General features: G+C 59.3%; 26 protein-coding genes. 2 read left to right on the top strand and 24 right to left on the bottom strand.

Translation table 11 applies throughout. The features are described 5' to 3' along the window. Positions 1 to 698: 698 nt before the first annotated feature. The 5 genes from KI613_RS07355 to KI613_RS07335 all read right to left on the bottom strand — a co-directional run bounded on the left by KI613_RS07355 (position 699) and on the right by KI613_RS07335 (position 4,899). The gene (locus KI613_RS07355; protein WP_226404620.1) at positions 699 to 1,055 is read right to left on the bottom strand and encodes a phenol hydroxylase subunit P4; all 357 of its coding nucleotides are present in this window, start codon (positions 1,053 to 1,055) and stop codon (positions 699 to 701) included. Positions 1,056 to 1,071: 16 nt separating this feature from the next. Further along, positions 1,072 to 2,592, bottom strand: a complete 1,521-nt coding sequence (locus KI613_RS07350) for an aromatic/alkene/methane monooxygenase hydroxylase/oxygenase subunit alpha (protein ID WP_226404618.1) — start codon at positions 2,590 to 2,592, stop codon at positions 1,072 to 1,074. 18 nt (positions 2,593 to 2,610) lie between these two features. Beyond that, positions 2,611 to 2,880, bottom strand: a complete 270-nt coding sequence (locus KI613_RS07345) for an MmoB/DmpM family protein (protein WP_226404616.1) — start codon at positions 2,878 to 2,880, stop codon at positions 2,611 to 2,613. 9 nt (positions 2,881 to 2,889) lie between these two features. Next, positions 2,890 to 3,882, bottom strand: a complete 993-nt coding sequence (locus tag KI613_RS07340) for an aromatic/alkene monooxygenase hydroxylase subunit beta (protein WP_226404614.1) — start codon at positions 3,880 to 3,882, stop codon at positions 2,890 to 2,892. A gap of 81 nt (positions 3,883 to 3,963) precedes the next feature. Continuing rightward, positions 3,964 to 4,899 (bottom strand): catechol 2,3-dioxygenase, encoded by a 936-nt coding sequence (locus KI613_RS07335; RefSeq protein WP_226404613.1) that lies wholly within the window; start codon positions 4,897 to 4,899, stop codon positions 3,964 to 3,966. Positions 4,900 to 5,263: 364 nt separating this feature from the next. On the opposite strand from KI613_RS07335, the gene KI613_RS07330 reads away from it, so the two are divergent. Further along, positions 5,264 to 6,160: a LysR substrate-binding domain-containing protein gene (locus tag KI613_RS07330; RefSeq protein WP_226404611.1), complete on the top strand. Its 897-nt coding sequence runs from the start codon at positions 5,264 to 5,266 to the stop codon at positions 6,158 to 6,160. A gap of 80 nt (positions 6,161 to 6,240) precedes the next feature. Here the strand turns inward: KI613_RS07330 and KI613_RS07325 are convergent, their stop codons facing one another. The 16 genes from KI613_RS07325 to KI613_RS07250 form a co-directional block, all read right to left on the bottom strand. Then, complete coding sequence (locus tag KI613_RS07325) at positions 6,241 to 7,905, bottom strand: methyl-accepting chemotaxis protein (protein ID WP_226404609.1); 1,665 nt, start codon at positions 7,903 to 7,905, stop codon at positions 6,241 to 6,243. Between the two features lie 70 nt (positions 7,906 to 7,975). Beyond that, on the bottom strand, positions 7,976 to 8,266 hold the full coding sequence (locus KI613_RS07320) for a DUF3135 domain-containing protein (RefSeq protein WP_226404608.1): 291 nt from the start codon (positions 8,264 to 8,266) through the stop codon (positions 7,976 to 7,978). Positions 8,267 to 8,475: 209 nt separating this feature from the next. Beyond that, positions 8,476 to 9,789, bottom strand: coding sequence for a DUF1329 domain-containing protein (locus KI613_RS07315; protein WP_226404606.1), 1,314 nt, complete (start codon positions 9,787 to 9,789; stop codon positions 8,476 to 8,478). A 21-nt stretch (positions 9,790 to 9,810) separates the two neighbouring features. Next, positions 9,811 to 11,778 carry a DUF1302 family protein gene (locus KI613_RS07310; RefSeq protein WP_226404604.1) on the bottom strand — a complete coding sequence of 656 codons (1,968 nt, stop codon included), beginning with the start codon at positions 11,776 to 11,778 and terminating at the stop codon, positions 9,811 to 9,813. 66 nt (positions 11,779 to 11,844) lie between these two features. Continuing rightward, a complete protein-coding gene (locus KI613_RS07305; RefSeq protein ID WP_226404602.1) occupies positions 11,845 to 14,235 on the bottom strand; it encodes an efflux RND transporter permease subunit in 2,391 nt (796 codons plus the stop codon). Between the two features lie 20 nt (positions 14,236 to 14,255). After that, entirely contained in the window at positions 14,256 to 15,134 is an 879-nt protein-coding gene (locus KI613_RS07300) for a WD40/YVTN/BNR-like repeat-containing protein (RefSeq protein WP_226404601.1), read from the bottom strand. A 335-nt stretch (positions 15,135 to 15,469) separates the two neighbouring features. Then, a complete protein-coding gene (locus KI613_RS07295) occupies positions 15,470 to 15,661 on the bottom strand; it encodes a 2-hydroxymuconate tautomerase (protein ID WP_226404599.1) in 192 nt (63 codons plus the stop codon). Between the two features lie 9 nt (positions 15,662 to 15,670). Beyond that, entirely contained in the window at positions 15,671 to 16,459 is a 789-nt protein-coding gene (dmpH, locus tag KI613_RS07290; RefSeq protein WP_226404597.1) for a 2-oxo-3-hexenedioate decarboxylase, read from the bottom strand. Continuing rightward, positions 16,456 to 17,487, bottom strand: a complete 1,032-nt coding sequence (dmpG, locus tag KI613_RS07285) for a 4-hydroxy-2-oxovalerate aldolase (RefSeq protein ID WP_226404596.1) — start codon at positions 17,485 to 17,487, stop codon at positions 16,456 to 16,458. The genes dmpH and dmpG overlap by 4 nt, the downstream gene beginning before the upstream one ends. Before the next feature lie 17 nt (positions 17,488 to 17,504). After that, on the bottom strand, positions 17,505 to 18,419 hold the full coding sequence (locus KI613_RS07280) for an acetaldehyde dehydrogenase (acetylating) (protein WP_226404594.1): 915 nt from the start codon (positions 18,417 to 18,419) through the stop codon (positions 17,505 to 17,507). Between the two features lie 24 nt (positions 18,420 to 18,443). Continuing rightward, positions 18,444 to 19,190 (bottom strand): SDR family NAD(P)-dependent oxidoreductase, encoded by a 747-nt coding sequence (locus tag KI613_RS07275; RefSeq protein WP_404826992.1) that lies wholly within the window; start codon positions 19,188 to 19,190, stop codon positions 18,444 to 18,446. A gap of 62 nt (positions 19,191 to 19,252) precedes the next feature. Then, on the bottom strand, positions 19,253 to 20,035 hold the full coding sequence (gene dmpE, locus KI613_RS07270; protein WP_226404590.1) for a 2-oxopent-4-enoate hydratase: 783 nt from the start codon (positions 20,033 to 20,035) through the stop codon (positions 19,253 to 19,255). A 12-nt stretch (positions 20,036 to 20,047) separates the two neighbouring features. Further along, positions 20,048 to 20,872, bottom strand: a complete 825-nt coding sequence (locus KI613_RS07265) for an alpha/beta fold hydrolase (protein ID WP_226404589.1) — start codon at positions 20,870 to 20,872, stop codon at positions 20,048 to 20,050. A 12-nt stretch (positions 20,873 to 20,884) separates the two neighbouring features. Further along, positions 20,885 to 22,339, bottom strand: coding sequence for a 2-hydroxymuconic semialdehyde dehydrogenase (locus KI613_RS07260; RefSeq protein WP_226404588.1), 1,455 nt, complete (start codon positions 22,337 to 22,339; stop codon positions 20,885 to 20,887). 30 nt (positions 22,340 to 22,369) lie between these two features. Further along, the gene (locus tag KI613_RS07255) at positions 22,370 to 22,792 is read right to left on the bottom strand and encodes a GlcG/HbpS family heme-binding protein (RefSeq protein WP_226404587.1); all 423 of its coding nucleotides are present in this window, start codon (positions 22,790 to 22,792) and stop codon (positions 22,370 to 22,372) included. Next, positions 22,792 to 23,718, bottom strand: a complete 927-nt coding sequence (locus KI613_RS07250; RefSeq protein ID WP_226404586.1) for a catechol 2,3-dioxygenase — start codon at positions 23,716 to 23,718, stop codon at positions 22,792 to 22,794. The genes KI613_RS07255 and KI613_RS07250 overlap by 1 nt, the downstream gene beginning before the upstream one ends. A 187-nt stretch (positions 23,719 to 23,905) precedes the next feature. On the opposite strand from KI613_RS07250, the gene KI613_RS07245 reads away from it, so the two are divergent. Then, entirely contained in the window at positions 23,906 to 24,622 is a 717-nt protein-coding gene (locus KI613_RS07245) for a GntR family transcriptional regulator (protein WP_226404585.1), read from the top strand. A 92-nt stretch (positions 24,623 to 24,714) separates the two neighbouring features. Here the strand turns inward: KI613_RS07245 and KI613_RS07240 are convergent, their stop codons facing one another. From KI613_RS07240 to KI613_RS07230, 3 genes are read right to left on the bottom strand one after another with little or no spacing between them, the layout of a single operon-like run. Beyond that, positions 24,715 to 25,056: a 2Fe-2S iron-sulfur cluster binding domain-containing protein gene (locus tag KI613_RS07240; RefSeq protein ID WP_226404584.1), complete on the bottom strand. Its 342-nt coding sequence runs from the start codon at positions 25,054 to 25,056 to the stop codon at positions 24,715 to 24,717. A gap of 19 nt (positions 25,057 to 25,075) precedes the next feature. Further along, positions 25,076 to 26,137, bottom strand: coding sequence for an NADH:ubiquinone reductase (Na(+)-transporting) subunit F (locus tag KI613_RS07235; RefSeq protein ID WP_226404583.1), 1,062 nt, complete (start codon positions 26,135 to 26,137; stop codon positions 25,076 to 25,078). Positions 26,138 to 26,149: 12 nt separating this feature from the next. Beyond that, positions 26,150 to 26,509: a phenol hydroxylase subunit P4 gene (locus KI613_RS07230; protein ID WP_226404582.1), complete on the bottom strand. Its 360-nt coding sequence runs from the start codon at positions 26,507 to 26,509 to the stop codon at positions 26,150 to 26,152. Between the last annotated feature and the right edge of the window lie 49 nt (positions 26,510 to 26,558).

Below are 26,558 nucleotides of genomic sequence, written 5' to 3'. Positions count from 1 at the left end.
TCAGTCTAGGGGTGGGTAACTGATACCGTCCAATACCTTGTTTCTGGTTGATTGATACCGGCTAGGTATCGTTTAAATTTTGGCAAAATTTCCGGTTGACCGTGGGATCGGGGTTGGTTTTATCGGTGAGGGCTTCGGAATTGGCTTGGGGTTCCGCCCTTGCGGGGCGTCTCACTTTTTCTTGCTTCGCCAAGAAAAAGTAAGCAAAAAGAAGGCGACCCTGGGTCGGTGCCGGCGTTGCCGGTTCCCTGCGCTACTCGGTGCTGGCGGGGGCTGCGGAACTCGGGCTTCGCCCTCAGACAGTCCTCGCCCTTTATCCGCCAGCCCCTGCGTTGCTCGGCACCTCTCAAGGGGCCCGGTGAAACAATCCGTGCTTGGGCTTGGGTGCCTGAATGGCGGATTTCATTTTTGACCTTTTTTTCCGGTTGACCGTGGAAACCGGCTTTTGGGGCTACATCGGTCGAGCATGGACGCCTTTGGGGCCCCCGTGGAAGGCGCTGAGCAACGCAGGAAGGCCGGGGGCAGTCGGCGAGGACTGTCTGAGGGCGAAGCCCGAGTTCCGCAGCCGCCCGGCCTTCCGAGTAGCGCAAGGGACCGGCGTAGCCGGCGCCGCCCCCGGGGTCGCCTTTTCTTTGGCTACTTTCTTTTGGCGAAGCAAAAGAAAGTACGCCCGCCAACAAGGCGGAACCCCAAGCCTATTAAGCCGCCGCCAGCAGCGAATTCACCCCCGGTGTCCGAAACCGTAATTGCTCCTTATGAACAATCCCATTTTCAGCCAAGCTGCCGGCAAGATCAGGCCCCCAAGCCCGCCCCGACTTCAGCCACTCGACCGTGCTCAGGTCGACCGCCGCCGCATCCGGATCAGGCCCGATGAGGGGCTTGACGACATTCTCCAGCAGATCGCCAAAGCTCATCCCCGGCTCGACGACAAGCATCAGCGGCGTAGCGAACAACATGTGGTGATCCCAGCAAACATAAACAATCTGCTTGCCATTGAAGTTTTCCACCAGGTCGCGCGGTACGGCGACGTAGGGCTTGGTTGAGGTCAATGCCATTTATCTCTCCCGATATTCACTGATTGCTGGTCGCCTGCTGGCGCCAGGCTGCGAAGTTGCGTTCGTCTTCCGAGCCGTCGAAGTCGCCGTTGTCCTTGCCGGGAATCAGGCTGACCCAGTTCATCCACGCCCCCAGATCGCCGTTGATTGGCGCCTGGAAAAGCTGCTGCATCGGCAGCCAGGCCTGGATGTATTTTTCCGGCTCGTTCTCGAAGATGTGCTGGCAGCCATCCGAACAGAAGTGGTATTTCTCGCCCTTGTATTCGGTTTCGCGCTGGCACAGCGAGGTCGGATCGTCTGGTTCGGTGAACACGGTCGGGATCTGGCAGGTCTGGCAGAGCTTGGCCAGGCCCATGTTGGCGAACGGCGTGCCGGCGGCCTTGAGCTTGCTCAGGTGAGCCCAGCGCGGGCGGTAGTACTTGTCGAAGGTGTCCGGGTACTTCTTCGACAGCCATTCCATTTCGTCCTCGGACGGAATCCAGCTATGGAAGGCCGTACCGAAGTTGTATTGATAGAGCGCCAGCATGAACTGGTGCGACATGTGGTCGATGCCTTTTTCGGCGTCGTCCCAGCCCTTGGGCGGACGAATGCCGTAGCGCGCCAGATCGCGGAACAGGGCGCCGCCGTTCTCGACGCCATAGATGTTCCACGCCTCGCGCCAGGACATGACGCGCTTCGGCAGCATGTAGTCCATCATCGTGCCAACCACGCCGAGCAGACGGAAGCCGCGCCAGAACCACTTGTCGATCCAGCCCTGGACAATCGGCAGATTGGCCGGGTCCTGCTCGAGCATGAACTTGATGCACTCGAGGCCGAGCGTCATGTGACGCGCTTCGTCGGACTGCGCCGAGAAACCGAAGGTCACCGTCGCCATGTCGCCGTTGTAGGCAGCACCCGACATGAAGGGCACGAACAGCAGATTGGTCAGCACGTATTCGAAGCTGAAACCGATGGCGATCATGAACTCGAAAGGACCGGACGACAGCGCGTCGTCGAAGAAGGAGCGCGGCAGCGTGCAGTACCACATGCGGTCGCGGGCATCGGCGAAGGCGTGGAAGCCGTTGTAGAACTTGTTGTAGTTCGACAGGGCGTGAATCTGCGTCTGGGCGTGGCGAATCTCGTCGATCGACTGCATCTGGCAGGCGACCTGCGTGCCGACGCCGGGGAATTCCCGGCCCATGCGGGCGAAGCCCTTGCCGGCGGCGTATTCGCCCGGGCTGATGGCCTGCAGGAAAATCTTCAGGGCGCTCAGGTAGCGGGCGTCGGTGATGTTCAGGTGACCGTTGTTCTGGGCGTGGGCGTCGATGATCGCGTAGAACTTGCGCTCCTTCTCGGCCTGGTATTTCCAGTACGAATCCATGGTCAGGCGGAAGGGGTCTTCCCACTTGTCCCAGTCGTGAATCTTGATGCCTTCGTACTGGACGTAGGGAAAGACTTCATCCTTGGTGTGATATGTCGTGTCCCAGCCGAGGTCACGGGTCATCAGCTTGTATTTTTCCTTCAGGCTGAGTTTCTTCTTGGCAACTTGCATGTCCATTTTTATCTCCTTCTACTCTCAGGCATTCCAGCGCAGGGTGAAGCTGTCTTCGTCCTCATCGACATTGCCGGAGAGGGTGATCAGGTTGATCTGCAGTTCCTGCAGGTCGTAGGCGCGGCCGATGTGTTCCTCGATGGTTTCGCGACGGATGGTCATGGAACCGGGAACGTCGATCTTGACCATGGCCGGTTGGCGATCGACGATGGCTGACGGGTTGTCTTGGACGATGGCGTCGATGATCGGACGCGTGTCTTCGTTGGCTTGCAGGGCAATGAATACGGTCGACATGGCTGCTCCTCAGATGTCCACGCCAACTTTTTTCAGGCGCGCCTTGAAGGCGTCCACCTCTTCGCCGACGACCTCCTCGGCGTCCGCCCCCAGCGCTTTGCGGACAACCGGCAGCATGGCGGCAGCGGCCCGGGTGCTCCACTTTTCCGTCCACTCCTGCAGGATGGCGCGGTTGTGCTCCGACTCGGCGGCGGCCACTTTCATGACGGCATCGACCCACTTGCGGGTTTCATCGAACCAGTCGTTCATGAACTGGCAGAGCATGGCCACGGCCGACGCGCCCTTGGCCGACAGGTAACCGTCGACGATGCGCTCATAGACCAGCGGATAGAGCAGGCCGTCGAGCGCCACGTTCTGGGCGACGAACAACTCGAACGGATCGCGCACGACCAGGCAATCCTCGATATAGCGGCGCAGCGGCTGCCAGGCTTCATCGTCCATCCACGCTGTCTTGCCGGCGTCCAGAGCCTCCTGATCGCCGAGCAGCAAGCCGAGGCGCGACAGGTACTGGGCGATGCCGAGGTTGTCCATGGCGTGGAACATGCACGCCTGGGTAAAGATGGCGGCGTAGCCATAGCCCGAGATGAAGGAATTGTTCATGTTGGCACCCCAGGCGGCATGGCGCAGGGGGACCAGCGTTTCGAGGGCAATGCGCTTGAGGTCTTCCGGCAACATGTCGGCCAGACCGCGGCTTTCGACGAAGCTGAAATTCGCTTCCGCCGTTTCCTGCTGGCGAGCCCGGGCCAGCGTGTAGTTGTTGTAAAAGTACTGGCGAGGATCCTTCAGCGCATACCAGTCGGCCATCACGATGCGCGTGATCGAGGCATCGTAGATTAGCTGATCGGGGTCCCAGGTCGGCCGGTAGTGCAGGTTTTCGGTGGCCTGGATGTCGTAGCTGCCTTCCTGGTAGCGCGAGGCCGGCTTGTCGCCGAAGCGGCGCGCCAGGTGGTCAAAGGTATTGCGCTGCTGCTTGATGCTGACAGTGCGAAGATCGATTTGCATATGTTTTTCCTTCCCGTATTTTCGAAACGATTCACGGTCTTCACCATCCCCGCAAGGCGGGGATGGTGAAGCGAACTGGCCTCAGGTCACGACGCTCAGGAAAGTTTCGTGCAGCTTGCGCTGCGGATAATCCAGCCCACCGCCGCTACCCAGCCCATCAAAGGTCCAAGTGGTCATTTCGTAATCCGGATACGGCTGATAGCCACCCATGAAGGTTTCAAAGCGATTGCCGGACGGATCCCAGGCGTAAATGGTGCAGCCGCGGGTGATGCCATGGCGGGTCGGCCCAATATCGATCGGCACATTGTTCATGGACATGATGTCGGCGGCGCGCAGCACTTCATCCCAGCTTTCCAGCAGGAAGGAGAGGTGATGCAGTTTGCCCGGCTCGGCATGCTCGACGAAAGCGATGTCGTGCACCTTGTGCGAGCAAGACAACCAGATGGCGCCATTGCCGGCACCATCTGGCGTCAGCACGCGCTCAACCAGATAGAAGCCGAGCACTTCAGTAAACAGCTTTTGGACGGCCGCGATATTCGGACCGTAGAGCAGGCAGTGATCGAGACGAACCGGCGCGATGCCGTTTTCGGAAGCCTTGGTCCACGGCGCCGGATTCAGTACCTGCAACCCGTTACCCACCGCCTTTTTCTCGGCATACAGTTCAATCTTGTGGCCGGACGGAATCTCGAAGCGGACCCGTTCGCCGGTTTCCAGTAACTCACCGGCCGGAATGCGTTCGGTACTCACGCCGTAAGCCTGCAGATCGGCCTCGAGCTTGTTCAGCGTCGCCTTGTCGAGCACCTTGAAGGCGAAGAAATCGATACCCGCGCGATCGGCTTCGCGCAGGATGACGCTGCTGTGATCACGCTCGTCCCAGCACTTCAGATAGACCCGCCCCTGCGCATCGCGGCCGGTTTCAACCAGCCCCAACACGTCACGGTAGTGACGGACACCTTCCTCAAGATCCAGTACGCGAATCTGCGCATGACCCGGACGCAAAACACCTGTCATTGCCATAGTCTTGTCTCCTCTTTCTCGTTAATGACTTGAAAAACTGCTTTCAACGACATTCATTTTTTGGCGAATGTCTTTCGTCGAGAAGCTAATCGCAGGATGCATGCCAAATTGGCAAAGCCTTGTTTATATTCACCAATACGAAACTGATTCATCAAAAATAAACTTCGCTGAAGATTTCTGATAAATCTGATTTCATGAAATGAATAAATTTGTAAATCCGCCATGCAAACGATTGCCTCGTCGCTGAGAGCAGATTAGGAAGCCTGAGCTATACTGTCCAATACCGGTTTTGGCACATAGCCATACCTTTTTTGACAATGCCAACCCGCACATTGCTACGGTCAACGCCGTTTTTGGAGCAAAAATGGACCTTCGCCATCTCAAATATTTCATTGCCGTTGCCGAAGAGCTGAACATCGGCCGTGCCGCGCTACGGCTGTGCATCTCGCAGCCACCACTGACCCGGCAGATTCAGCAACTGGAAGAAGAGCTCGGCGTACAGCTGTTCATCCGCACGCCGCGCGGCGTCGAACTGACGCAGGCCGGCGAGATGTTCCGTGAGGAGGCAACCAACATCCGCGCCCTGGTCGAACAGGCGATCGAGCGCACCAAGCGGGCCGGCCAGGGCAAGCTCGGGCGGCTCGATATCGGCATTTTCGGTACCGGCATCCTGGGCACCATCCCGAGACTGCTGCAGTTGTTTCGCGACACGAACCCGGATGTCGTCGTCTCGCTGCACACCATGTCCAAGTCGGAGCAGATCGAAGCGCTGCGCCAACGCCGCATCACCATCGGCTTCAACCGCATGCTGGCGCCGCTGCCCGACATCACGACCGAACTGATCATGCGCGAGCCGCTTTATCTGGTCATCAATGAAGACCACCCGCTGGCCCGGCACGAGTCGGTGCCTTTCATGGAAGTGGCCAAATACCCGCTTGTCCTCTTTCCATCAGGCGCCCGGCCCAACTTCGTCGACCGCATCGTCCAGCTGTGCGGAAACATGGGCGTCACGCCGCAGATATCCCAGGTCGTTGGTGACGCCGTGACCGGCATGGCACTGGTCGCCGGCGGCTTTGGCATCACCATCGTGCCCAAGTCGGCCACCACCATCAGCCTGCCCGGCGTCGTTTGCCGGCCGTTCCGCGATGCGATTTCGGCCACGGTGGACCTCAGCTGCATCTACCGGACCGACGATCATTCGCCCATCCTGCAGGCTTTCCTGGCCAGCGTGCAGAAATTCCGGGAAGCCCCCAGCGACTAGCGGGCAGCACGCCTCCGGATTTCGGAATCCCACGGTCAACCGGGGAAAAGGCTCAAAATTGAAATCCTGGAAAAAGCAGCTCAGGCAACCTTGAAACGCCCGGCCAAACCGGCCATTTCTTCGGACAACACGGCCAGTTGCCTGGCCGCATCGGCGGTCTGGGTAATCGAACGGGAGTTTTCCTCGATACCTCGGGCAATCATCTCGACCTTCTGCGCGGCATCCCGCGAAGACTCGTTTTGAGCAATGATCACCTGGGTAATCTCCGCCACGACACTGGCTGCCCGTTGGGCCGAATCGCGAATTTCAATGATGGAGTTTCCTGCGCTGTTTGCCAGCAGCACCCCATTGCCTACCCGAACCACCCCGTTGTCCATTTCCCGAACGGCACCTTCCGTTCCTTGCTGGGTACGAATAATCATTTCACCGATTTGATGCGTCGATGCCGTAGTCCGCTCGGCCAATTTACGTACTTCATCGGCCACAACAGCAAAGCCTCGCCCTTGCTCACCGGCCCGGGCCGCTTCGATCGCTGCATTCAGCGCCAGCAGATTGGTCTGATCGGCAATCTCCTTGATCACCTGGACGATGCTGGAAATATGTCGCGACAATCCTTCCAGATCCCGAATCGTTCCGGCCACCACATTGACTGCTTCGGCGATTCCCTGCATCTCGCTGGCCGTCCGCTGAATGATCTGCCCTCCCTTATCGGCATGCTCGCTCGACATTTCGCTGATCTGATGCGCCTCCCTTGCATTGACACCAATACATTCCATGGAACGGGACAAGTCGACAATCGATGACGACATTGCGGAAGCGGCACTACTTTGCGTTTCTACCGTCAGCGCACTGCGCTCAGCGGCCAGAGACAGATTACGGGCGTTCTGATTCAGGCCATCGGCATTCTGGCGAATGGCGGCAATCAACTCGAGCAGATTGCTGCGCATGACGGAGAGCTTGTCAGACAGCTCACCAATTTCGTCATTCCGGGAAATTGAAATCTCGCCGGTCAGGTCGCCACCAGCAATCGCCGATGCGGTTTTACCCGCCTCCTTCAGACTGTTGCTGATATAGCGAATGGTCAGAATCGCCGGCCCTCCGACAAACACCGCCCCAAGCACGAGAAAAGCCAGGAGCAAGGTCTGACTCAGGCGATATCGCGATTCCGCGACCTCGTACTCCTCCTTTGCCACTCTGGCCTGATAAGCGATCAATTCGCGCAAGGCTTCCAGTGCTGCCTGCCGCTCCTCCTTGACCGCATAAAGGAATTCACCGAGTACCCCGGCATCATTGAGTTTGCGGTCATCGATTTCATTGACGGTACGTAATATCTTGTCCATCCAGGCCTTGTGTTTTTCGCTAAACGCCGCGGCCAGCACGTTTTCTTCTTCGGTATGCCTGGTCTCTTCGTAACGCTTCCACAGTGCTTCAAAATTCTGCACATTGGCTCGCACCGCTTTGGTCAATGAGCCCGCGGTCTCATCCATCAAGCCGGATGCCGGCCGGCCCGGAGCACCTTCAAAAGCGAACAGCAGCTTCAGCGCATCCTCGCGAATATCGGCATCAATGGTCGACAATACCTGCATCGGAATTGCCCGGTCTTCGTAGACCGACTTCAGGGATTTACTTGCTGCATCCAGTCCCCACCAGCCAATTCCTGCGGCAACGACATAGAGGGCAATGGACATGAAAGTGATGTAAATCAGTCGATGGGATATGCGTACCCGATTCGTCATGCTGCGCATAAACGATCTCATTATTTGTGTCTCCTTAAACTGCGTTACGAGCGGTTCAACGAACAGCAGTAGTTGTTGCCTACTCTTTTTTTTCTTGATTATTTATTTCTGCAGCCAATTCCCTGCTCAGCCTGGCAATAAGCTGTAATCGCTCTTCAATCAAACCAGCAAGACGATCGAGCGTATGCATTGGCGCACCGCTCAACGCAATCGTCTGATCTATCGTCCGCTGCATATCAGCCAGCAATTCCATTGAGCCATTAGTGCTCCGCATGAAATCGCTCAGCAAACGACGACGCTCATGGACGAAGCCAGCCGGGTCACGCACAGCCAGTTGCTCCAAGCCACCTTCAGACAACATCTCACTCATGGCGGCAAACAGGCAGACAAAGCCTCAATGACGCGACGGCCCATTCACAGCCAATTTCGACCCCGACTCCATCACCGGGAATGACACGTATCTTCATCACAGAACACCAAATCAAAAAAAGGGGGGCCAAAGGCCCCCCGAATGAGGGAGAAAGGGGTTTCCAAACAGAAACCCTCGCCCGCAGAGACAGTGAAATACCTAAGGCGTGGTTAATCCCCGCCGCGCAGGTTCTGAACCTGGAAGAGGCCCGGAGGCGCCTTCTTCGGATCAACCTGGCCCTTGAACTGGGCGGTCGTGCAATGCTTGGCCTGGACGTCGACCATGATCACGCCGTCATCGATACCGATACCGGAACCCTTGTTGACCGGCAGGTGATGATCCGGATGCGACTTGCCGACGCTGAAGGCCTTCCACAGTTCGCCCTTGCGGTCATAAATGTCGATGGCGCCGTTCACGTTCTGCAACTGGGCATCCATGTAGAAAGTCCGCTTGCTGATCGGGTGATTCGGATTGACCGGCGCCGCTTCGAGCACATAGACCTTGCGCAACTGCCAGGTGCCGTCCGGGAAGCAGCCACCCTGCCCGGCATAATTCACGAACTTGTAGCCATCGGCTTCCTTGAACTCGTCGGAAAGCTTGAGTTCGTTGTGGTTCCACATCGGCAGCAGCATGTTCTTGGTGCCCTTGTAGGTCCACTTCATGTCGGAGACGCGGCCGTTGTACCCTTCGAAGTCTTCGATCATCAGGTCGGAACCAAGGAAGGAGTCAGTCACCTGCCCCTGGGCCAGACGACGCACGCGACGCTGGAAGCCCAGATACAGGTAGGCATCGTCCAGCTTGCTGTCGTCCTCGAAACGCTGGATCAGCAACTGGGTGTTTTTCAGATCCTGCGGCTCGTTGGCCTTGACGTAAATGGCGCGGTAAATCCCGGACGGATTCGGCGTGATTTCCGGAATCGGCGCATTGTTGGTGCGGTGCATGAAGTTGAGGAAGTGGAAGTCATACTTGATGGTCTTCTCGATCTGCCCGTTGGTCATGTTGCGATAGCGCCAGTAGAACGGGGAAATGACCGCACCGTCACCCCAGTTCACGCCGTACTTGTAGTTCCAGGCCAGCTTTTCGCCGGCACGCGGATCCTTGGCATCCGGCTCTTCCGGGAACGGACGGCCAGCCACGTAACCGGTCAGGTTGTCGCCCGGCTTGGCACCCAGCTTGGTCTTGTTCAGATTGGCCTTGGTCGCATTGATGTAGCCGCTGTTGATCATGAACTGGGTCGTAGCACCAACCTTCATTTCGAAAGCGCCATCCTTGAGCAGCTTGTACAGACCAACCGACAGGACATCCTTGAACTGGTCTGCATTGGCCTTGGTGATCACCGTACCGGGCGTCACGCCCGGCGCGCTGGGCATGCCTGCCTTGTAAGGATTGAAGGTGTTTTCGACATCGGCTTCCGTCGCAGCGAACGCCGAACCGACCAGTCCTGCCGCCACCAGGGGCAGCAGGGAAATCATGGTTTTTTTCATGTGGATGTCTCCGGGTTTAAGTTAGAACTTGTAGTTAACACGAACGAAAATGTCGTTTTCCTTGAACGCGGCACCAATCGGGCCGGCGCGGAAGCGGCCGAGAGGTTCCATGCCACCGAGGCCGGAAGAAATGCCGACATTCGCTTCAGCGCCGGTAAAGGGCGGATAAGGATTGCAGGAGCGGCAGTCGTCAAAATTCCAGCGTGAACGCCCTTCGGCCAGCTTGTAGTTGGCACCCAAGGTGACCTTCAGGTCGTTGGTGACGTTCCATTCGACCTGCGGAGCCATGGCTGTCGCCTGAGCCTGGAAATCATGCGCAAAAATGATCTGCGGGCTCAGCGTCCCGTTGCGCAGGAAACCCTTGATCAGCAAGGTGCCGATGAAGTTGTCTTCCCAGTCAGGCATACCGACCGGGCCAAGAGCAGCCTGGTGGTACTCGTGGTTGAAGATGTGCTGGTAGAACAACTGCCCGGAAATCAGGGTGGCAGAGGTTTCACTGATGAAAGGAATGAAGGTTGGACGGTCAATACCGATCACGGCGCGGAACACATCGTTCTTCGAGAACAGTTCAGAACGTGACGTATTGGCGAATTCCTCGCCGTTCGTAAACGCACCCTCGACACGAACTGCCGCACCCGCTGCCGGAAGCTGGAAGTCCATCGAGCCGCCGATCAGGTTGACGCGCGGGAAGTGCATGTCAAACGCAATCAGGCTCTTCACTGGAATCGCCGGATTCAAATTGCCGTTGGTTCCGGTAAAGGGATTGATCGTTCCATTGCCGTTGATCGAATGCAGCGACGGCAATTGTGAACGATAAGTCAGTGCATTCAGCGAGAAGGAAAGTCCCCCAGCCGTTACGCCTTCAAATTTCGCGCCGAGTTGTGTGTTGGACAAAGACCAGTCCGGCAAATAGACATTCCGGATACCAATCTGATGCGGACCGAAGTTGGTAGCCAAGTATGTCGCTGGCGCAACGTTGGCAAAATTAGCGACCGTTCCGCCGTTATCCCACAGATTGGCCATGCCACGGAAGAAACAACCAGCATCGAGAATCACGTTCGGCGTGCCGCACTGGCCCAGATTGTTGGCGCGAAACTGATCGAAATTCCACACAAGCTGGAAGTTACGGTCCTGCATCGAGTCGCTGGCCCCCATGCGGTATTCCGCCTGGGCAATCCACATCGGGATGCGAATGTCGGACAGTTCGTCGTAGATATTGTTGCGCGAGTAATCGACCGGGTTGATCACATCAAGCACGCGGAACAGGTCGGTACGTCCCCAGACGACCTGCTGCTTGCCCAGCTTCAGGAACAAGTCCTTGCCGTCGCCGAGACTGAAGGTCTTCTTGACATACAACTCGCGAATAAAATCCAGTCGATCGTTGAATTCCGGCGCTTCCAGTTCCGATAGCGTCTTGTCGCCATAACCGCCAAAGTCGCGGCAACCGCGACTGTCCACGTCACAGGGACGAACCGGCACAGCCATGCCAACCCCGCCATCAATACCATGCCAGCGATCGCCAAGCGTACGCAATCCCTCATTGGGATTATTGGTATATGCATCGAGGAAGGCATTCCCGGGAGGGCCGTTGTAGTTACCAACGATAGGCCCGGCGACGGAACCCCACGGAACGGTGACAAGCTGCCCGCCGACGGTTGATTGCGAGGTAATTGAGCCACCCGCATCCTTGCCGTACTCGCTGCTGTTCATGCGATAAACGCCGTCCCAGCTTCCGCGCAGGATGCTGTGGACGCCCCAGCCATTCCCGAATTTCTTGTCTGCTTCAAGTTGCATCGTATTTCGGAACTTGGCCAGGCCAGCGTGCTCACGATGTGCCGTATGGTTCTCGTAGGTCACATCGACCTGCCAGGGCGAAGACTCCTCGCCCATCGACGGAAGGTCGTCGCCCCAAGCCTGTGTCGCGAAAGAGGCGGAGAGCGCTGCCGCGATGAGCGTCAGGCACCTTCCAGTGTTCAGTTTTGTCTCCATGGATCAAACCCCCAATGGTTTTGTTGAAAGAAAAGGTTGCTGTTCCCCCGGTCTTCCGGAGTGTTGTTAATCGTTTTCCAGGACACCGTCTTCGTCGTAATGCACTGCCGTCACAAACTTGGGTTTGAAGACGACGCACCATGACGGCACGATCAGTACGGCGGCGATCGCGTTGACGATGAGCATGAAAGAAAGAAGGATCGCGGCATCGGACTGGAAGCGCAGATCGGACATGAAGATCCACATGACGACCCCGGCGATCAGCGTGACGGCCGTAAAGCTCACGGCGTAGCCAGTGGTGGCGACAGCCGTGATGACGGCCTTTTTCATGTCACGCAGCACGGCATACTCTTCGCGGATGCGGTCCATGAAATAGACGGCGTAGTCGATACCAACACCAACGCCGACGGCAATGACCGGCACCGTATTGACGCTGATCCCGATGTTGAGCGCACCCATGTAGGCATAGGTCATCAGGGTCGAGAACAGCATCGGCAGGACCATCAGCCAGCCGGCGTGCAGCGAGCTGTAATAGACCATCACAATCAGGAAGGCGAGCAGCATGACGGCCGGGATGATGATCATGTGGTCGGTATGCAGCGCCTGATTGCCGGCTGCCGTGACGCCGATGATGCCGCCGCCCAGTTCGATGTGCAGGCCGGGAACTTCGGCCTCGATCTTCTTGATGCCCTCTTCGGCCAGCGCGACGATGCGGTTGATCGTTTCGGCCTGGTGGTCCTTGTAGTAGAAGACCATGTTGGCTTCGTTTTCGTCGGAGGTGACGAATTCCTTCAAGGCCCCAGGAATCGGGCTGGAGGCCATGTAGGCGAACATCAGGCCGCCGATCTCCCCGGCCGTATCGGGCAACTGCATCCAGCGCGGATCATCGTTGTGGGTCAGCTTGTTGACCACGCGAAGAACGCCGGGCATGGCCTTGGTCCCACCCAGGGTCGGATCGGAGAGCATATGAGCCTGGAAGCGCTCGATGGCTGCCATTACTTCAGGGCGCTTGATGCCGCCCTTCTCGTCGGTCCGCGCCGCCACGTGCAACTCCTCGGAACCCGGGAAGCGCGTATTGATCGCCTTGGTCGACACGTTGTAGTCATGGCTCAGGTGGAGCAGCGGCGAACCCGGCTCGGCCTCACCGAGCTGGACCTTGCTCACGAAATAGGCGCCGCCGATGGCACCGATCAGGGTCAGGATCAGGATCGAGCGGGCACCACCTTCGGTGCCGCCAGTCAGCGCCATGGCCTTGCCGAGGAAGGCCCGGATGCCTTCGTTACCGTTCTTGTGGTTCTTCGGGGCGGGCAGGATGGTCAGGGCCAGCGGGACCATGAAGTGCACCGTAAAGATCACCGAGAAGCCCCAGAAACCGGCGGCCATACCCAGTTTGAAGTTGAACGGCGCAGCGCCGAGCATGAGCACGGCAATACCCACCGCATCGACGATAATGGCCAGCGAACCGGGACGGAACAAGGCATCCAGCGCATTGCGAGCGGCCTTCTTGCCATCATGGACAATGGCCAGTTCCTCGTAATAACGCACCACCAGTTGCACGCCGTGCGAGGTGGCACGGGCGGCAATCAGGAAGGGAATTGGCAGGGACAGCGGCTCGAGGTTGATGCCCATCGCGGCCATGAATCCAAGGCCCCAGATCGACGACAGGGCGATGCCAAGCAGCGGCAGCGCGACGCCATAAAACCGACGGAAGTAGAGAATCAGCAACGCAGACAGCAGGAGCAGCGTCCACATCATGATCTCGACGATCTGGTTGAGATAGGTATAGACCCAGCCGGTCAGCACCGGGTTGCCCGTGACGTAAATCTGATGCCCCGGCCTGGCCAGCGTTTCACGGACCTTTTGCAGCGCGGCGAAAGTGGTCGGGTAGTCGATGGAGCCCTCGTTCATCTGGGCCTTGATCAGCGCCGCCTTCATGTCCGGCGAAACAAGCAGGCCGTAAATGGTCGGGTTGGCAATGACGTCGTTTCTGAGCTGTTCGAGTTCGGCCACCGTGCGCTTTGGCTTGAGCGGATCGTAGTAGGACTCGGAGGCGAAACCGCCCTGGTCATCGAGGAAGACCTTGCGTGCCGTACGGTGCGTCAGGCTGCTGACGAGGTTGTGGTTTACGCTCGGCAGGTTATCGACACCCTGAGTCGCTTCATGAATCAGTTTCAGGGTTTCATCGTTGAAGATGGTGCCCTTCTCGACTTCGACCGACATGACGATCATGTTGGCGCCGCCGAAGTTCTCCTTCAGACGGTTGTAAACCTTGATGTAGCTGTGGTTCTGCGGCAGCAGATCGGCGAAATCGGTGAAGACGCGCAGGCTGGGCAGCGCCATGCCAAAGAGGATGGTGACGGCCAGGACCAGCGACAGCACGATCTTCGGATTGCGGAAAATCCATTCCTCGCCCTTGTGCAGGGCGTGAGTAATGGCGTGACGGGCTTTTGCAACCATGGTGTTGATGTCTCCCTGGCTTATTGTTTGGCGTGCGTGCTGACAGCACGGAGCAGCCCACCGGGGCCGCCGATCACGATGGCCGATTGGCCCGGCAGGGAAGCGCCACCGCCCAGGAAGACCGGCACGGGATCGGTATACGGCACAGCGCGCCAGCTATCGCCTTCGAGGCGAGCAATGACGCCACCGGCACCGACGCCGAAGGGCTGGCCTTCGTGCATGAACAGACGATTGAGCGTGGCCTGCGTGGTATTGGCCTGCTTGACCCAGGACTTGCCACCGTCGGTGGTGTGCAGAACCTGCCCGGCCAGACCGCTGACCCAACCTTCGCTGCGAGAAGAAAACAGGGCGGCGTAGGCGTAGAACTCGCCCGGCATCTTCGGGCCTTTTTTCCAGGTGGCGCCGCCATCGTCGGTCATCACCGTCAGGCCGAACTCACCGAGGGCGATACCGTTCTTTTCATCGAGGAACTGAATGGTCGTGATCTGCGTGTCTTCGCCCAGATCGGTGGTTTTCCAGGTTTTGCCCTGATCGGCGCTGCCGGCAATGACCGAGTTGACACCGACGACCCACCAGCCGCCCTGCTTGTCGCAGGTCACCGCCAATGGCGTACGCGGCATTTCGAGGGGAAGCGATTTCCAGTTCTTGCCTTCGGCATCGGCCGACCACACCTTGTGGTAATGATCGATGGCGACGAAGCCCTGATCGCCGCAGACGGTCATGTCGACCAGGGAAGTATCGCCGAGCGGCGTCCGCTTCCAGCTCTTGCCTTGATCTTCTGAGGTCAGCACAACGCCGCTTTGCGTACCGACTACGATGACCTTGCCATTGGCGGCCATAGCCTGGCTGATGTCATAGCGATGCACCGAACGCTCACGCTCCGCTGCAATCCCGGACATGTCCGGGCCTTGCGAGCAAGCGGAAAGCACTCCGCAGGCAATGGTGGTGCCAAATGGCAGCCACGATATTTTCTTCACCCAGCCCATCTACTCCTCCAGTTATCCGTGCCTTTTGGTGGCACTTTTTTCAGTCGTTTTTCGTTAAAACAGCCATGAAAACTTCGGCTCATTCAGACTATGCATCGCCCTCACCAATACCGTCCAATACCAATTAACACGGTGTTAAATACCGTTAAGGTATGAATATTTCCGCATTGAAAAACGGGCCTGCAAACCTTCAATTCGAGATATTTTCTCGGTGCAGGAAGGAACTTCCCGCACCGAGGAAGCCGTTATTAGCGCCCGAGATCTTTGGCGGTCTTGCCGCCGATTCCCCATTGCGCCTTGGGCACGTCGTGAATCCAGACGCGGACGTTTTCGATCGGCGCACCGAGTGCTTCGACCAGGGCAGCACTGACCTTTTCGATGACCGCCCTCTTCTGCTCTTCGGTTCGTCCTTCGATCAAATAGATTTGCGCGAATGGCATGGTGTCTCCTTAAACGAAACGGCAGCTGACGCCACCCAGTGACTGGATACGCAGATTGACGTGATCGCCAGCCTTGACGGCAACGGCCTCAGTCACGCCACCGGAAAGGATCATCGTGCCAGCCGGAATTTCCTCGCCACGCGCCCCGAGATGGTTGGCCAGCATGGCAATTGCCGCCGCCGGATGGCCAAGCACGGCAGCACCGGCGCCGATGGCGACGGGTTCACCGTTTTTCTCCATGACGACGCCCAGTGTGCGCAGATCAAGGCCGGCGACCGGAGTCATCTGACCGCCGAGCACAAAGCGCGACGAAGAACAGTTGTCGGCGATGACGCTCTTCAGGTCGAACTTGAAATCGCGGTAGCGCGAATCGATGATCTCGATGCCCGGCATGATGAAATCAGTCGCCGCCAGCACGGCGCCGATGTGGCAGCCGGGGCCTTTCAGAGCCTTTTTCAGCACAAAGACGATTTCCGGCTCAACCTTTGGGTGGATCAATTGTTCGATCTTGATTTCGCCGCCATCCGGCACGCTGAAATAATCAACGAGGAAGCCGAAACACGGCGTTTCGACACCCATCTGCTTCATCTTGGCGTGCGAGGTCAGGCCGGCTTTGAGGCCGACGACACGATTGCCCCGGGCCAGCTTGCGGCGCAGGATTTCGTTCTGGATGGCGTAGGCATCGTCCCAATCCATTTCCGGATTGGCATCGGTGATCTTGACGACGTCGTGCGCCTGCAGTTCGGCGTTTTCGAGCAGTTCAGCCAGTTGGCCGATCGTTTGCTGGTTCAGTTTCATGCCATCAGTCCTCGTTCGCGCGCCATGCTCATGGCGGTGTCTTCAATCATGTCTTCCTGCCCGCCAACCATGCCGCGACGGCCCAGCTCAACCAGGATGTCGCGGGCCGGTACGCCGTATTTGACGGAGGCACGCTTGGCAAAGAGCAGGAAGGAGCCATAAACACCGGCATAACCGAGGGTCAGCGCATCGCGGTCGATGCGGATCGGGAAGTCCATCATCGGCACAACAAGGTCTTCGGCGACATCGGTGATCTTCGCGACATCGACACCGGTCTCGATGCCCATCAGGCTGCACACGGCGATCAGTACTTCCATTGGCGTGTTGCCGGCCCCGGCGCCGAGACCAGCAGCGGCCGCATCGACGCGGTTGGCCCCGACTTCGATGGCGGCGATGGAGTTGGCGACACCCATGGCCAGGTTGTGGTGGCCGTGGAAGCCGAGTTCGGTTTCTGGCTTCAGGGCAGCACGCACGGCCGACAGGCGTTCCTTGACGCCTTCCGGCAGCAGATGACCGGCCGAGTCGGTGACGTAGATGCAGTTGGCGCCATAGCCTTCCATGAGCTTGGCTTGCTTGACCAGGCCTTCGGCACTGTTCATGTGGGCCATCATCAGGAAGCCGACAGTGTCCATCTCCAGTTTGCGGGCCATGGTGATGTGCTGTTCCGAGACGTCGGCTTCGGTGCAGTGGGTGGCAACCCGGATGGTGTTGACGCCAAGGTCACGGGCCATCTTGAGGTGGTCGACCGTGCCGATGCCGGGCAACAGCAGGGCCGAGACCTTAGCGTTTTTCATCCGGGGGATGACGGCGCCGAGGTATTCCTCGTCGGTGTGGGCCGGGAAGCCGTAGTTGACCGAGGAACCACCAAGGCCATCGCCGTGGGTGACTTCGATGAGCGGCACGCCGGCTTCATCGAGGCCGGTGGCGATGCTGATCATCTGGTCGAGGGTCATCAGGTGACGCTTCGGATGCATGCCATCCCGCAGGGTCATGTCGTGGACGGTGACTTTTTTGCCGCGTAGGGTCATTTAATTCTCCTTATTCCTTAGGCCACGACAGGCTCAAGCTTGAGCGTGCCCTTGATCATTTCTTCGGCGAACATTTCGGCGGTGCGGGCACCGGCGGCGGTCATGATGTCGAGGTTGCCGGCGTAGGTCGGCAGGAAGTCGCCGAGGCCGGTGACTTCCATGTAGACGGAGACGCGGTTGCCGTCGAAGACCGGGCCATTGACCAGGCGGTAGCCGGGAACGTATTTCTGGACTTCCTTGATCATGGCGTGGATGGACTCGGTGATCGCATCGCGCTGCGGTTCGCTTTCGGTCAGGCAGTGCACGGTGTCGCGCATGACGAGGGGCGGTTCGGCCGGGTTGATGATGATGATGGCCTTGCCCTTCTTGGCGCCGCCAACCTTTTCGACGGCACCGGCGGTGGTGCGGGTGAATTCGTCGATGTTCTTGCGGGTGCCGGGGCCGGCGCTCTTCGAAGAGACGGTGGCGACGATTTCGCCGTAGGCGACCGGCTGAACGCGCGAGACAGCGGCGACCATCGGGATGGTGGCCTGGCCACCACAGGTGACCATGTTGACGTTCATTTCACGGCGACCGACGTGTTCCTTGAGATTGACCGGCGGCACGCAGAACGGGCCGATGGCGGCTGGCGTCAGGTCGATCATCAGGACGCCGAGGGCGTTGAGCTTGCGCGAGTTCTCGGCATGGACATAGGCCGAGGTCGCGTCGAAGGCGATCTGAACGTTGTCGGCGAGGACGTGCGGGAGGAAGCCATCGACACCGGTGGCGCAGGTCTTGAGGCCCATCTCGGCGGCACGCTTGAGGCCTTCGGATTCGGGGTCAATGCCGATCATCCAGACGGGGTCGAGGTAGGGGCTGCGCTTGAGTTTGTAAAGCAGGTCGGTCCCGATGTTGCCCGGGCCGATCAGGGCGCATTTGATTTTTTGGGTCATCAATATTTCCTTATTGATCGTGGTTCAGCAAATGGTGGAAACGATCCCGCCTTCGACGCGCAGCGCGGCACCCGTCGTCGCAGCCGCTCTCGCGCTGCACACGTAGGCGACCAGCGCAGCCACTTCGGCCGGATCGATCATGCGTTTGATAATTGAGGTCGGGCGCCCTTCGGCGAAGAAGCGGCGTTCTATTTCTTCGAGGCCGATACCCGCTTCGGCGGCCAGCTTGGCGAAGAACTCGCCGACGCCTTCGGAGCGGGTCGGACCGGGCAGCACGGCATTGACCGTGACGCCCGTGCCGGCGCAGCTTTGGGCCAGACCGCGCGACACCGCCAGTTGGGCCGACTTGGTCATGCCGTAATGCACCATCTCGCCCGGCGTGTTGATGCCGGACTCGCTCGAGATGAAAACGATACGTCCCCAGTTGGCCGCCTTCATGGCCGGCAGGTAGTGGCGGGCCAGACGAACACCGCTCATCACATTGACGTCGAAGAAACGTTGCCACTCCGAATCGGGAATGGCGTCGAACGGCACCGGATCGAAGATGCCGAGGTTGTTGACCAGGATGTCAGCCTGCGGGCAGGCGTCGAACAGGAACTGACAACCTTCCGCCGTGGACAGATCGGCCGCCACGCCCTGCACGTCAGCCCCGGCGACCAGCGAACGGAGCCGGGCAAGTGCCGTATCGACACTTTTCTGACTGCGGCCGTTGATCACCACCTTCGCGCCTTCACGCGCCAGCTCCGTGGCAATCGCAAAGCCGATTCCCACGGTCGACCCGGAAATAAGGGCAATTTTGGAATGTATCTGGAGGTCCATTTCGGGCCGCCGGCTTAGACGAAACGAACCGAACAGCCACCGAGGCCGCCGATGGTCATGCGCAGGTTGTCGCCCTTGACCACCGGGACCATGGCGCCCATCGCACCGGACAGCACAATGTCGCCGGCCTTGAGGGCAATACCGAGCTTGCCGAGGGTGTTGGCCAGCCAGACCATGGCAGTGACCGGGTGGCCCATGGTCGCTGCACCGGCGCCGGTAACGACGATCTCGCCGTTCTTTTCGAGGACCATGCCGCACAGGCCGAGGTCGATGTTGCTGATATCGACGAGCTGGTCACCGAGCACGAAAACGCCGCACGAGGCGTTGTCGGCGACGGTGTCCTGGATCTTGATTTTCCAGTCGGTGATGCGCGAATCGACGATTTCGAAACAGGCCATGACGCCTTCGGTCGCAGCCAGCACATCGGCGGCGGTGACGCCCGGGCCTTGCAGGTCTTTCTTGAGCAGGAAGGCGATTTCACCTTCGGCCTTGGGCTGGATCAGCGAGCTCATCTCGATCGATTCGCCTTCGTTGTAGACCATGCCGTCGAGCAGGTAGCCGAAGTCGGGCTGATGCACGCCGAGCAGGTTCATGACCGGCTTGCTGGTGACGCCGATCTTCTTGCCGATGACCTTCTCGCCATTTTCCAGTCGGCGCGACAGCATGCGTTGCTGGATGTAGTAGGCATCCTCGATGGTGATATCGAAGCCGCGCGAGGTCAGTGGGCTGACCGTCTTGCCGGCGACCAGGGCGTCGTAGAGTTCGTCGCCGAGTTCGTTAATTTGCGATTGTTCCATGATGTTTTCTCTTTATTCGGCCAGGAAATTGCTGACCAGCTGGTTGAATTCGCGGTTGTGTTCGATCTGGACCCAATGCCCGCAGCGACCAAAAACATGCAGCTGCGAGTCGTCGATCCAGCGGTTCAGGGTCAGGGAATTGCTCAGAGGAATTACCCGGTCGTCGCGACCGTGGATGACCAGCGTCTTGTGCCTGATCGCCCGGATGTCCGCCTCGGCACTGGCCATGGCGTCGACCCAGCGCTGACGCGGAGCCGGGAACATGGCCGAAAACGACTCCTGAAAGCCCGGTCGAATGCTGGCCTGATAGCGCAACTCGGCCAGTTCGTCGTTAACCAGGCTGCGGTCATGGGCGAAGATGTCGAGCAGGCCGCGCATTGCCGCCAACGACGGTTCATAACCCCACACCGCATCAAGCTCCCGCGTGATGTCGAAAGGCACGCCGACGCTGCCCATGAGCACCAACTTGCGCACCCGCTGCGGATGGCGGATGGCCAGCGCCAGCGCAATGGCGCCGCCGAAGGAATTGCCGATCAGATCGGTCTGTTCGATCCCCAGCGCATCGAGCAGGCCGATGGCGTGAGCGACCCAGCCATCGACGCCGTATTCGATACCAGCCGGCCGCTCGGTGTAGCCGAAGCCAACCATGTCCGGCGCAATCGCCCGACAGGTCTTGGCCAGTTCCGGCAGCACCAGACGCCAGTTGGCCCACGCCGTCACCCCCGGCCCGGAGCCGTGAATGAGCAGCACCGGCGCCCCGCTACCGACATCGTGGTAGTTGGTTTCGATGCCGCCGGCGACGATTCGCTGGTCGATTTCGGGAGAGGTTGCGGACACGCTCACTTCGCCTTACAGCTTGATGCAGACGTTCTTGAGTTCGGTATAGAACTCAAGCGAGTGCACGCCGCCTTCGCGGCCGATACCCGACTGCTTGGCACCGCCGAACGGCGTGCGCAAGTCGCGCAGGAACCAGCTGTTGACCCAGACCAAGCCAACTTCCATCTGCGCCGCAACACGGTGGGCACGGTTGATGTTCTGCGTGAACACCGAGGCGGCCAGACCGTAGGTCGTGTTGTTGGCACGCTTGATGACCTCGTCTTCGCTGTCGAAAGGCATGACCGTCGTGCACGGTCCGAAAATCTCCTCGCGGACGACCGTGGCATTGTCGTCCAGGCCGGTCCAGATAGTCGGCTGGACCCAGGCACCATTGGCCAGTTCGCCCGGCATCTTGGGAATACCGCCGCCGGTAACGACCGTTGCGCCCTCATCGACAGCCTTTTTGTAATAGGAGAGCACCTTGTCGCGATGTTCCTGGCTGACCAGCGGCCCCATGTTGGTGGCCGGGTCGCTCGGCACGCCGAGCTTGAGCTTCTCGGCGCCGACCTTCAGGCGGGCGACGAACTCGTCGAAGATCGGACGCTCGACATAAACGCGCTCTGTGCCCAGACAAACCTGGCCGCAGTTGGCGAAGCAGGAACGCAGGGTTGCTTCGATGGCGACGTCGAGATCGGCATCGGCAAAGACGATGCCCGGATTCTTGCCGCCCATTTCGAGCGACACCGGGCGCGAACCATGCGCAGCCGCCTTGTTGATGATCTCGCCGGTACGCGTTTCGCCGGTGAAGGTGATGGCGTTGACGTTCTGGTTGGTGGTCAGGAATTCGCCGGCTGAATTCGGGCCGAAGCCATGCACGACGTTATAGACGCCCTTTGGTACGCCGCAGGCATTCATGACTTCGCCGAGCAGCGTGGCGGTCGACGGGGTTTCTTCCGACGGCTTGACGACAACGGTGTTGCCGCAGGCCAGCGCCGGGCCGACCTTCCAGGTCATGAGCAGCAGCGGCAGGTTCCACGGGCAGACGACGCCGACCACGCCAACCGGGCGACGGATCGCGTAATTGAGGGCGCCCTTGCCATCTGGCGTCGCCATTTCGAAGAACTCGGTCGGCGCGTTCTTGATGACGTCGGCGAAGATCTTGAAGTTGGCGGCACCGCGCGGAATATCGATGTGCGAAGCGAGGCTTTTCGGCTTGCCGGTATCGGCGCACTCGGCCTCGAGGAACTCGTCGAAGCGGCGAGTGATCTCGTCGGCCACCTTGTTCAGGATGTCGGTGCGCTCGACCACGGTCATCTTGCCCCACGGCCCCTTCAGGGCGTCGTGCGCGGCCTGCACGGCGGCATCGACTTCGGCCTTGCCGGCCTCGTGCACCATGCCGATGATCGAGTTGTCGAGCGGCGTGCGTTTCTCGAACTGCTTTGCCGTCGAGACGAATTCGCCGTTGATGAAATTCAGGATCTGCTTCATTCCCTTGTTTTCCTTTTTTGTTTGCTGTTCTTAAGCCAGGCCGATGGCCGCCAGGCCGGCCCGCGCACATTCTTCGTCCTGCGCTTCGGAAGCGCCGGAAACGCCGATGCCACCTAGCCAGTCACCTGAACCTACGGGCAATCCGCCGCCGAAAACAATCAGCCGCGGTTGGGCCGAAAAGCCCAGCTTCATGCCTTCGTCGTGGCCTATCGCCCCCATCCACGCCTTGGTCGGAAAACCGAAGCTGGCCGAGGTGTAAGCCTTGTCGATGGCGATATCGATCGAGTGGATGAAGGCGCCGGGCATGCGCAGGAAGGCCATCAGATTGCCGCCACGATCGACCACGGCGACATTGATCTTCCAGCCGTTGGCCGTGGCATGCGCCACGGCTGCCGCACAGGCGGCCGCAGCCGCCTCGGCTGAAATCCCGGGGATCGTGGCAGCAACCTGCATCAGGTCACCACGCTCAGGAAGCGATCGTTGAGCTTGCGGTCGTGATAGAACACGGCGGCACCGACTTCATCCATGGTCCACTTCGTCGCCTTCTGATCTGGGTAGGCATAGTTGCCGCCGCAGAAGGTTTCGAAGCGATTGCCGTTGGGGTCGAAGGCGTAGATCGTCGTGCCACGGGTCACGCCATGACGTGTCGGGCCGATATCGATGGAAACGCGGTTCATCGACATCAGGTCGGCGGCGCGCAGCACCTGTTCCCAGGTTTCGAGCAGGAAGGAAACGTGGTGCAGCTTGCCCGGCTCCGGGTGACGGACGAAGGCGATGTCATGGGCTTTGGTCGAGCACGACAGCCAGATCGCCAGATCCTGGTTGTCGTCGAGCGCGATGTGTTCGACGAGGTAGAAACCGAGGACGTCCTGGAAGATGGCCTGGGCTTTCTCGATGTCCGGCCCGTAGAGCAGGCAGTGGTCAAGGCGGATCGGGGCGATGCCCTTTTCGGCGGCGGCACACCAGGCTTCCGGATTGAGCTCGCCCATCTCGTTGCCGATGGCGGTCTTTTGCGCATACAGCTCGATGTCGTGGCCGGTCGGCAGCGTGAAGCGGACGCGCTCGCCGGTTTCGAGCAGCTCGCCGGCGGCAATGCGCTTGGTGGCGACGCCGTAGGCGTTCAGATCCTTCTCGAGCTTGGCCAGCGTGGCATCGCTATCGACCTTGAAGGCGAAGAAGTCGATACCTGCCGAGTCGGCCTGACGCAGGATCACGCTGTTGTGATCGCGCTCTTCCCAGGTCTTGAAATAAACACGGCCCTGAGCATCGCGACCAGTTTCGACCAAGCCCAGCACCTTCGAATAGAAATCAACGCTTTCTTCAATGTCGAGCACCCGGATCTGAGCGTGTCCGGGACGTAAAACACCAGTCATTGCCATTTGTCTTCTCCTGTTTTTTGAGTATTTCAATCACACAAAAATCTACGCAATCGATTTACCATTACGATATTTACAACGAATCTCGATGTCAATACTTTTTCTCGAGATTTTTAAAAACCGTGAAAATTCTTCCTGTCAGGGTAGAATTTCACCATCTGGTCAAACCACTGAACCGAACCCACACGTCATGGCTAAAAACAACACATCAACCGGCGACAGCCTCATGGCCGAACCGAAAACACTTGTCGAATCTGCCTACCGCGCACTGCGCCGCGACATCATCGAAGGCCACCTCGCCCCGGGAGAAAAACTCCGGGTCGAGCACCTCAAGGATGACTACGGCGTCGGCGCCGGCACCCTGCGCGAAGCGCTTTCGCTGCTCATTTCCGATGCCCTCGTCGTCAGCCAGGGCCAGCGCGGCTTCCGCGTCGCGCCGGTGTCCCTCGAAGACTTCGGCGATATCACCCAAACCCGCGTCATGCTCGAATGCGAGGCCCTGCGCCAGTCGATCACCATGGGCGACGACGCCTGGGAAGGTGACTTGCTGGCTGCCTTCCACCGTCTCACCAAGGCGGAAGAAAAACGCATCGGCAGCGATGACCGGGAAGAGTGGGAAGAACGCAACCGGATCTTCCACGAGGTGCTGATTTCGGCTTGTCCTTCGCGCTGGCTCAAGCATTTCCTCTCCATCCTCTATCAGCAGGCCGAACGCTATCGCCGCCTGTCGCTCTACCTGAAGCCGATTCCGCGCGACATCCACGCCGAACACGAAGCCCTGATGCAGGCTGCCATGGCCCGCGATGCCGACAAAGCCACCACAATCCTCGGCGAGCACATCCGGCTCACCTTCCGCTCCATCGAACAGATTCCGAAAGACCAGTTGAACGAAAAACTGGCGGCCTGAACGCTGCTAGCCACATTTCAAAATTGGCCATTTTTTCCGGTTGACCGTGGGAATGCGTGGCGCCGACCGGGCTGGTCGGCGCCAGCCCCTGTCTAAGCCGTGAGCGTCGTCGGTGCCGCCTGGAGCGGCGACCGATAGACGTTCTTGGCCATCTTGCCGATCACCTTCAGGCTGATATCGCTAGTCGGCCGAACCCGGCAGGCCAGCACGCGATCTGCAGCCTCGTCCTCGACACTGACGTATTCGCGACTCATCACCCGCTTGAGGTAAGTGCCGGCTGTGATCTCCACCTTGCACACGCCGCAACCGCCGCCGCGACAACCGACTGGAATCCCCTTCTTGCCGAGGCGTTCCATCCCGACCAGTAGCGATTCGGCCGGCGAGCAACGAAAGCTCTCGCCGGTTTCCTCGATCAGCACGTTGTAATAGATCATTGATCGCTCCCGCCCCCGTTCAGATGTTCTTGAACAAGGGGCTTTTGAGTTGCTGGGAGGCATCTGCCGCAGAGAAGAATTTCTCCATGTAGATGTCGCGCTCGAACAGCCGGCCCTGCATCAGCGTGCTGATACAGGCTTCGATCATCGCTGGCGGGCCGCACAGGTAAGCTTTGTGACCACGAAAATCGTTGTTGAAGTGGGCCTTCGCCGCCTCATGCACGAAGCCCCGGGCGCCCGTCCAGTCGGAACCTTCCGGCTCGCTGGACAGGGCCGGGACGTAAGTGAAGTTGGCATGCTTTTCGGCCAACGCCCTGAACTCGGCGTCGTAGTAGAGCTCTTCACGACTGCGCTGACCGTACACCAGCGTCATTGGCTTATCGAAACCTTCGGCCAGCAAGTCCTCGATCATCGATTTCGGGCTGGACAAACCGGAGCCACCGGCCATGAAAACCAGCGGCAGATTGGCTGACTTCTTGACGAAGAAACGGCCGTAGGGTCCGCTCAGCTTGAGCTTTTCACCCACTTCCAGGTTTTCATGCAGCCAGGTCGTGACCTGACCGCCCGGCACGATGCGCACGTTCAACTCGACGACATCGCCGCTCTGCGGCGAGTTGGCCAGCGAAAATGCCCGCGATTGCCCTTCAATCCCCGGCACCTCAAGATTGATGTACTGGCCGGCCTGAAAGTCCATCGGCCGGTCGAGCTTGAGCCAGATGCCGCGAATGGTCGGTGTCAGAGCTTCGATCCTGACCACTTCGCCGGTGTAGTCCTGCACCGGCAGGTTGCGCGAATCGGGATCTTCCTCGATTTCGGCTTCGATCACCGTATCGGACTCCAGCCGGCAGCAGCAGGCCAGCGTCTTGCCTTCCTCCCGCTCGAAATCCATCAAGGCAAAGGTCGAGGCTTCGCCGTGATCGATCTCGCCGTCCAGCACCTGCACCTTGCAGGTGGCACAGAGGCCGTGACAGCAGGCATGCGGCAGGTAAATGCCGGCGCGCAGGGCGGCGTCGAGAATTGTTTGGCCATCCTCGACCTCGATGGTCTGGCCGAGCGGCTCAATGGTCAGTTCGTAACTCATGACGCCCCCGGCTCAGGAACAGCTGCCGTTGATGCCCTTGAGGCCCGGCGTCTGGAAGCGCAGCATGTCTTTGTGCTTGAGCCCCAGCTCGGCCAGCGTCTTGCTCATGTCCGGCTGCCACGGCTGGCCGGATTTCAGCCAGGTCACCTTGCTGAAATCGACACTCTTCCAGTCCGGGTGATAGCCGAAGGAATGCGCCATGAACTTTTGGCACAGGTCGCTGAACGGGGTGTTCGGCGGCAGGCAATAGGCGAACGGGGCGCAGAACATCAGGTGGTCGTCCCAACCAACGTAGAGCAACTGGGCGCCATGGAACTTCTCCAGCGCGTCGGCGGGGGGAAATTTGTATTCCTTCAGAGCTTGTACAGCCATGTTTGTCTCCTTTTTATCAGGGAAGGCAACGGTCATCGCCGCCCTCCCT

Origin of the sequence: Ferribacterium limneticum, assembly GCF_020510585.1 — a bacterium.
GTDB lineage: Bacteria > Pseudomonadota > Gammaproteobacteria > Burkholderiales > Rhodocyclaceae > Azonexus.
This window is presented reverse-complemented; position numbering and strand designations above follow the sequence as displayed.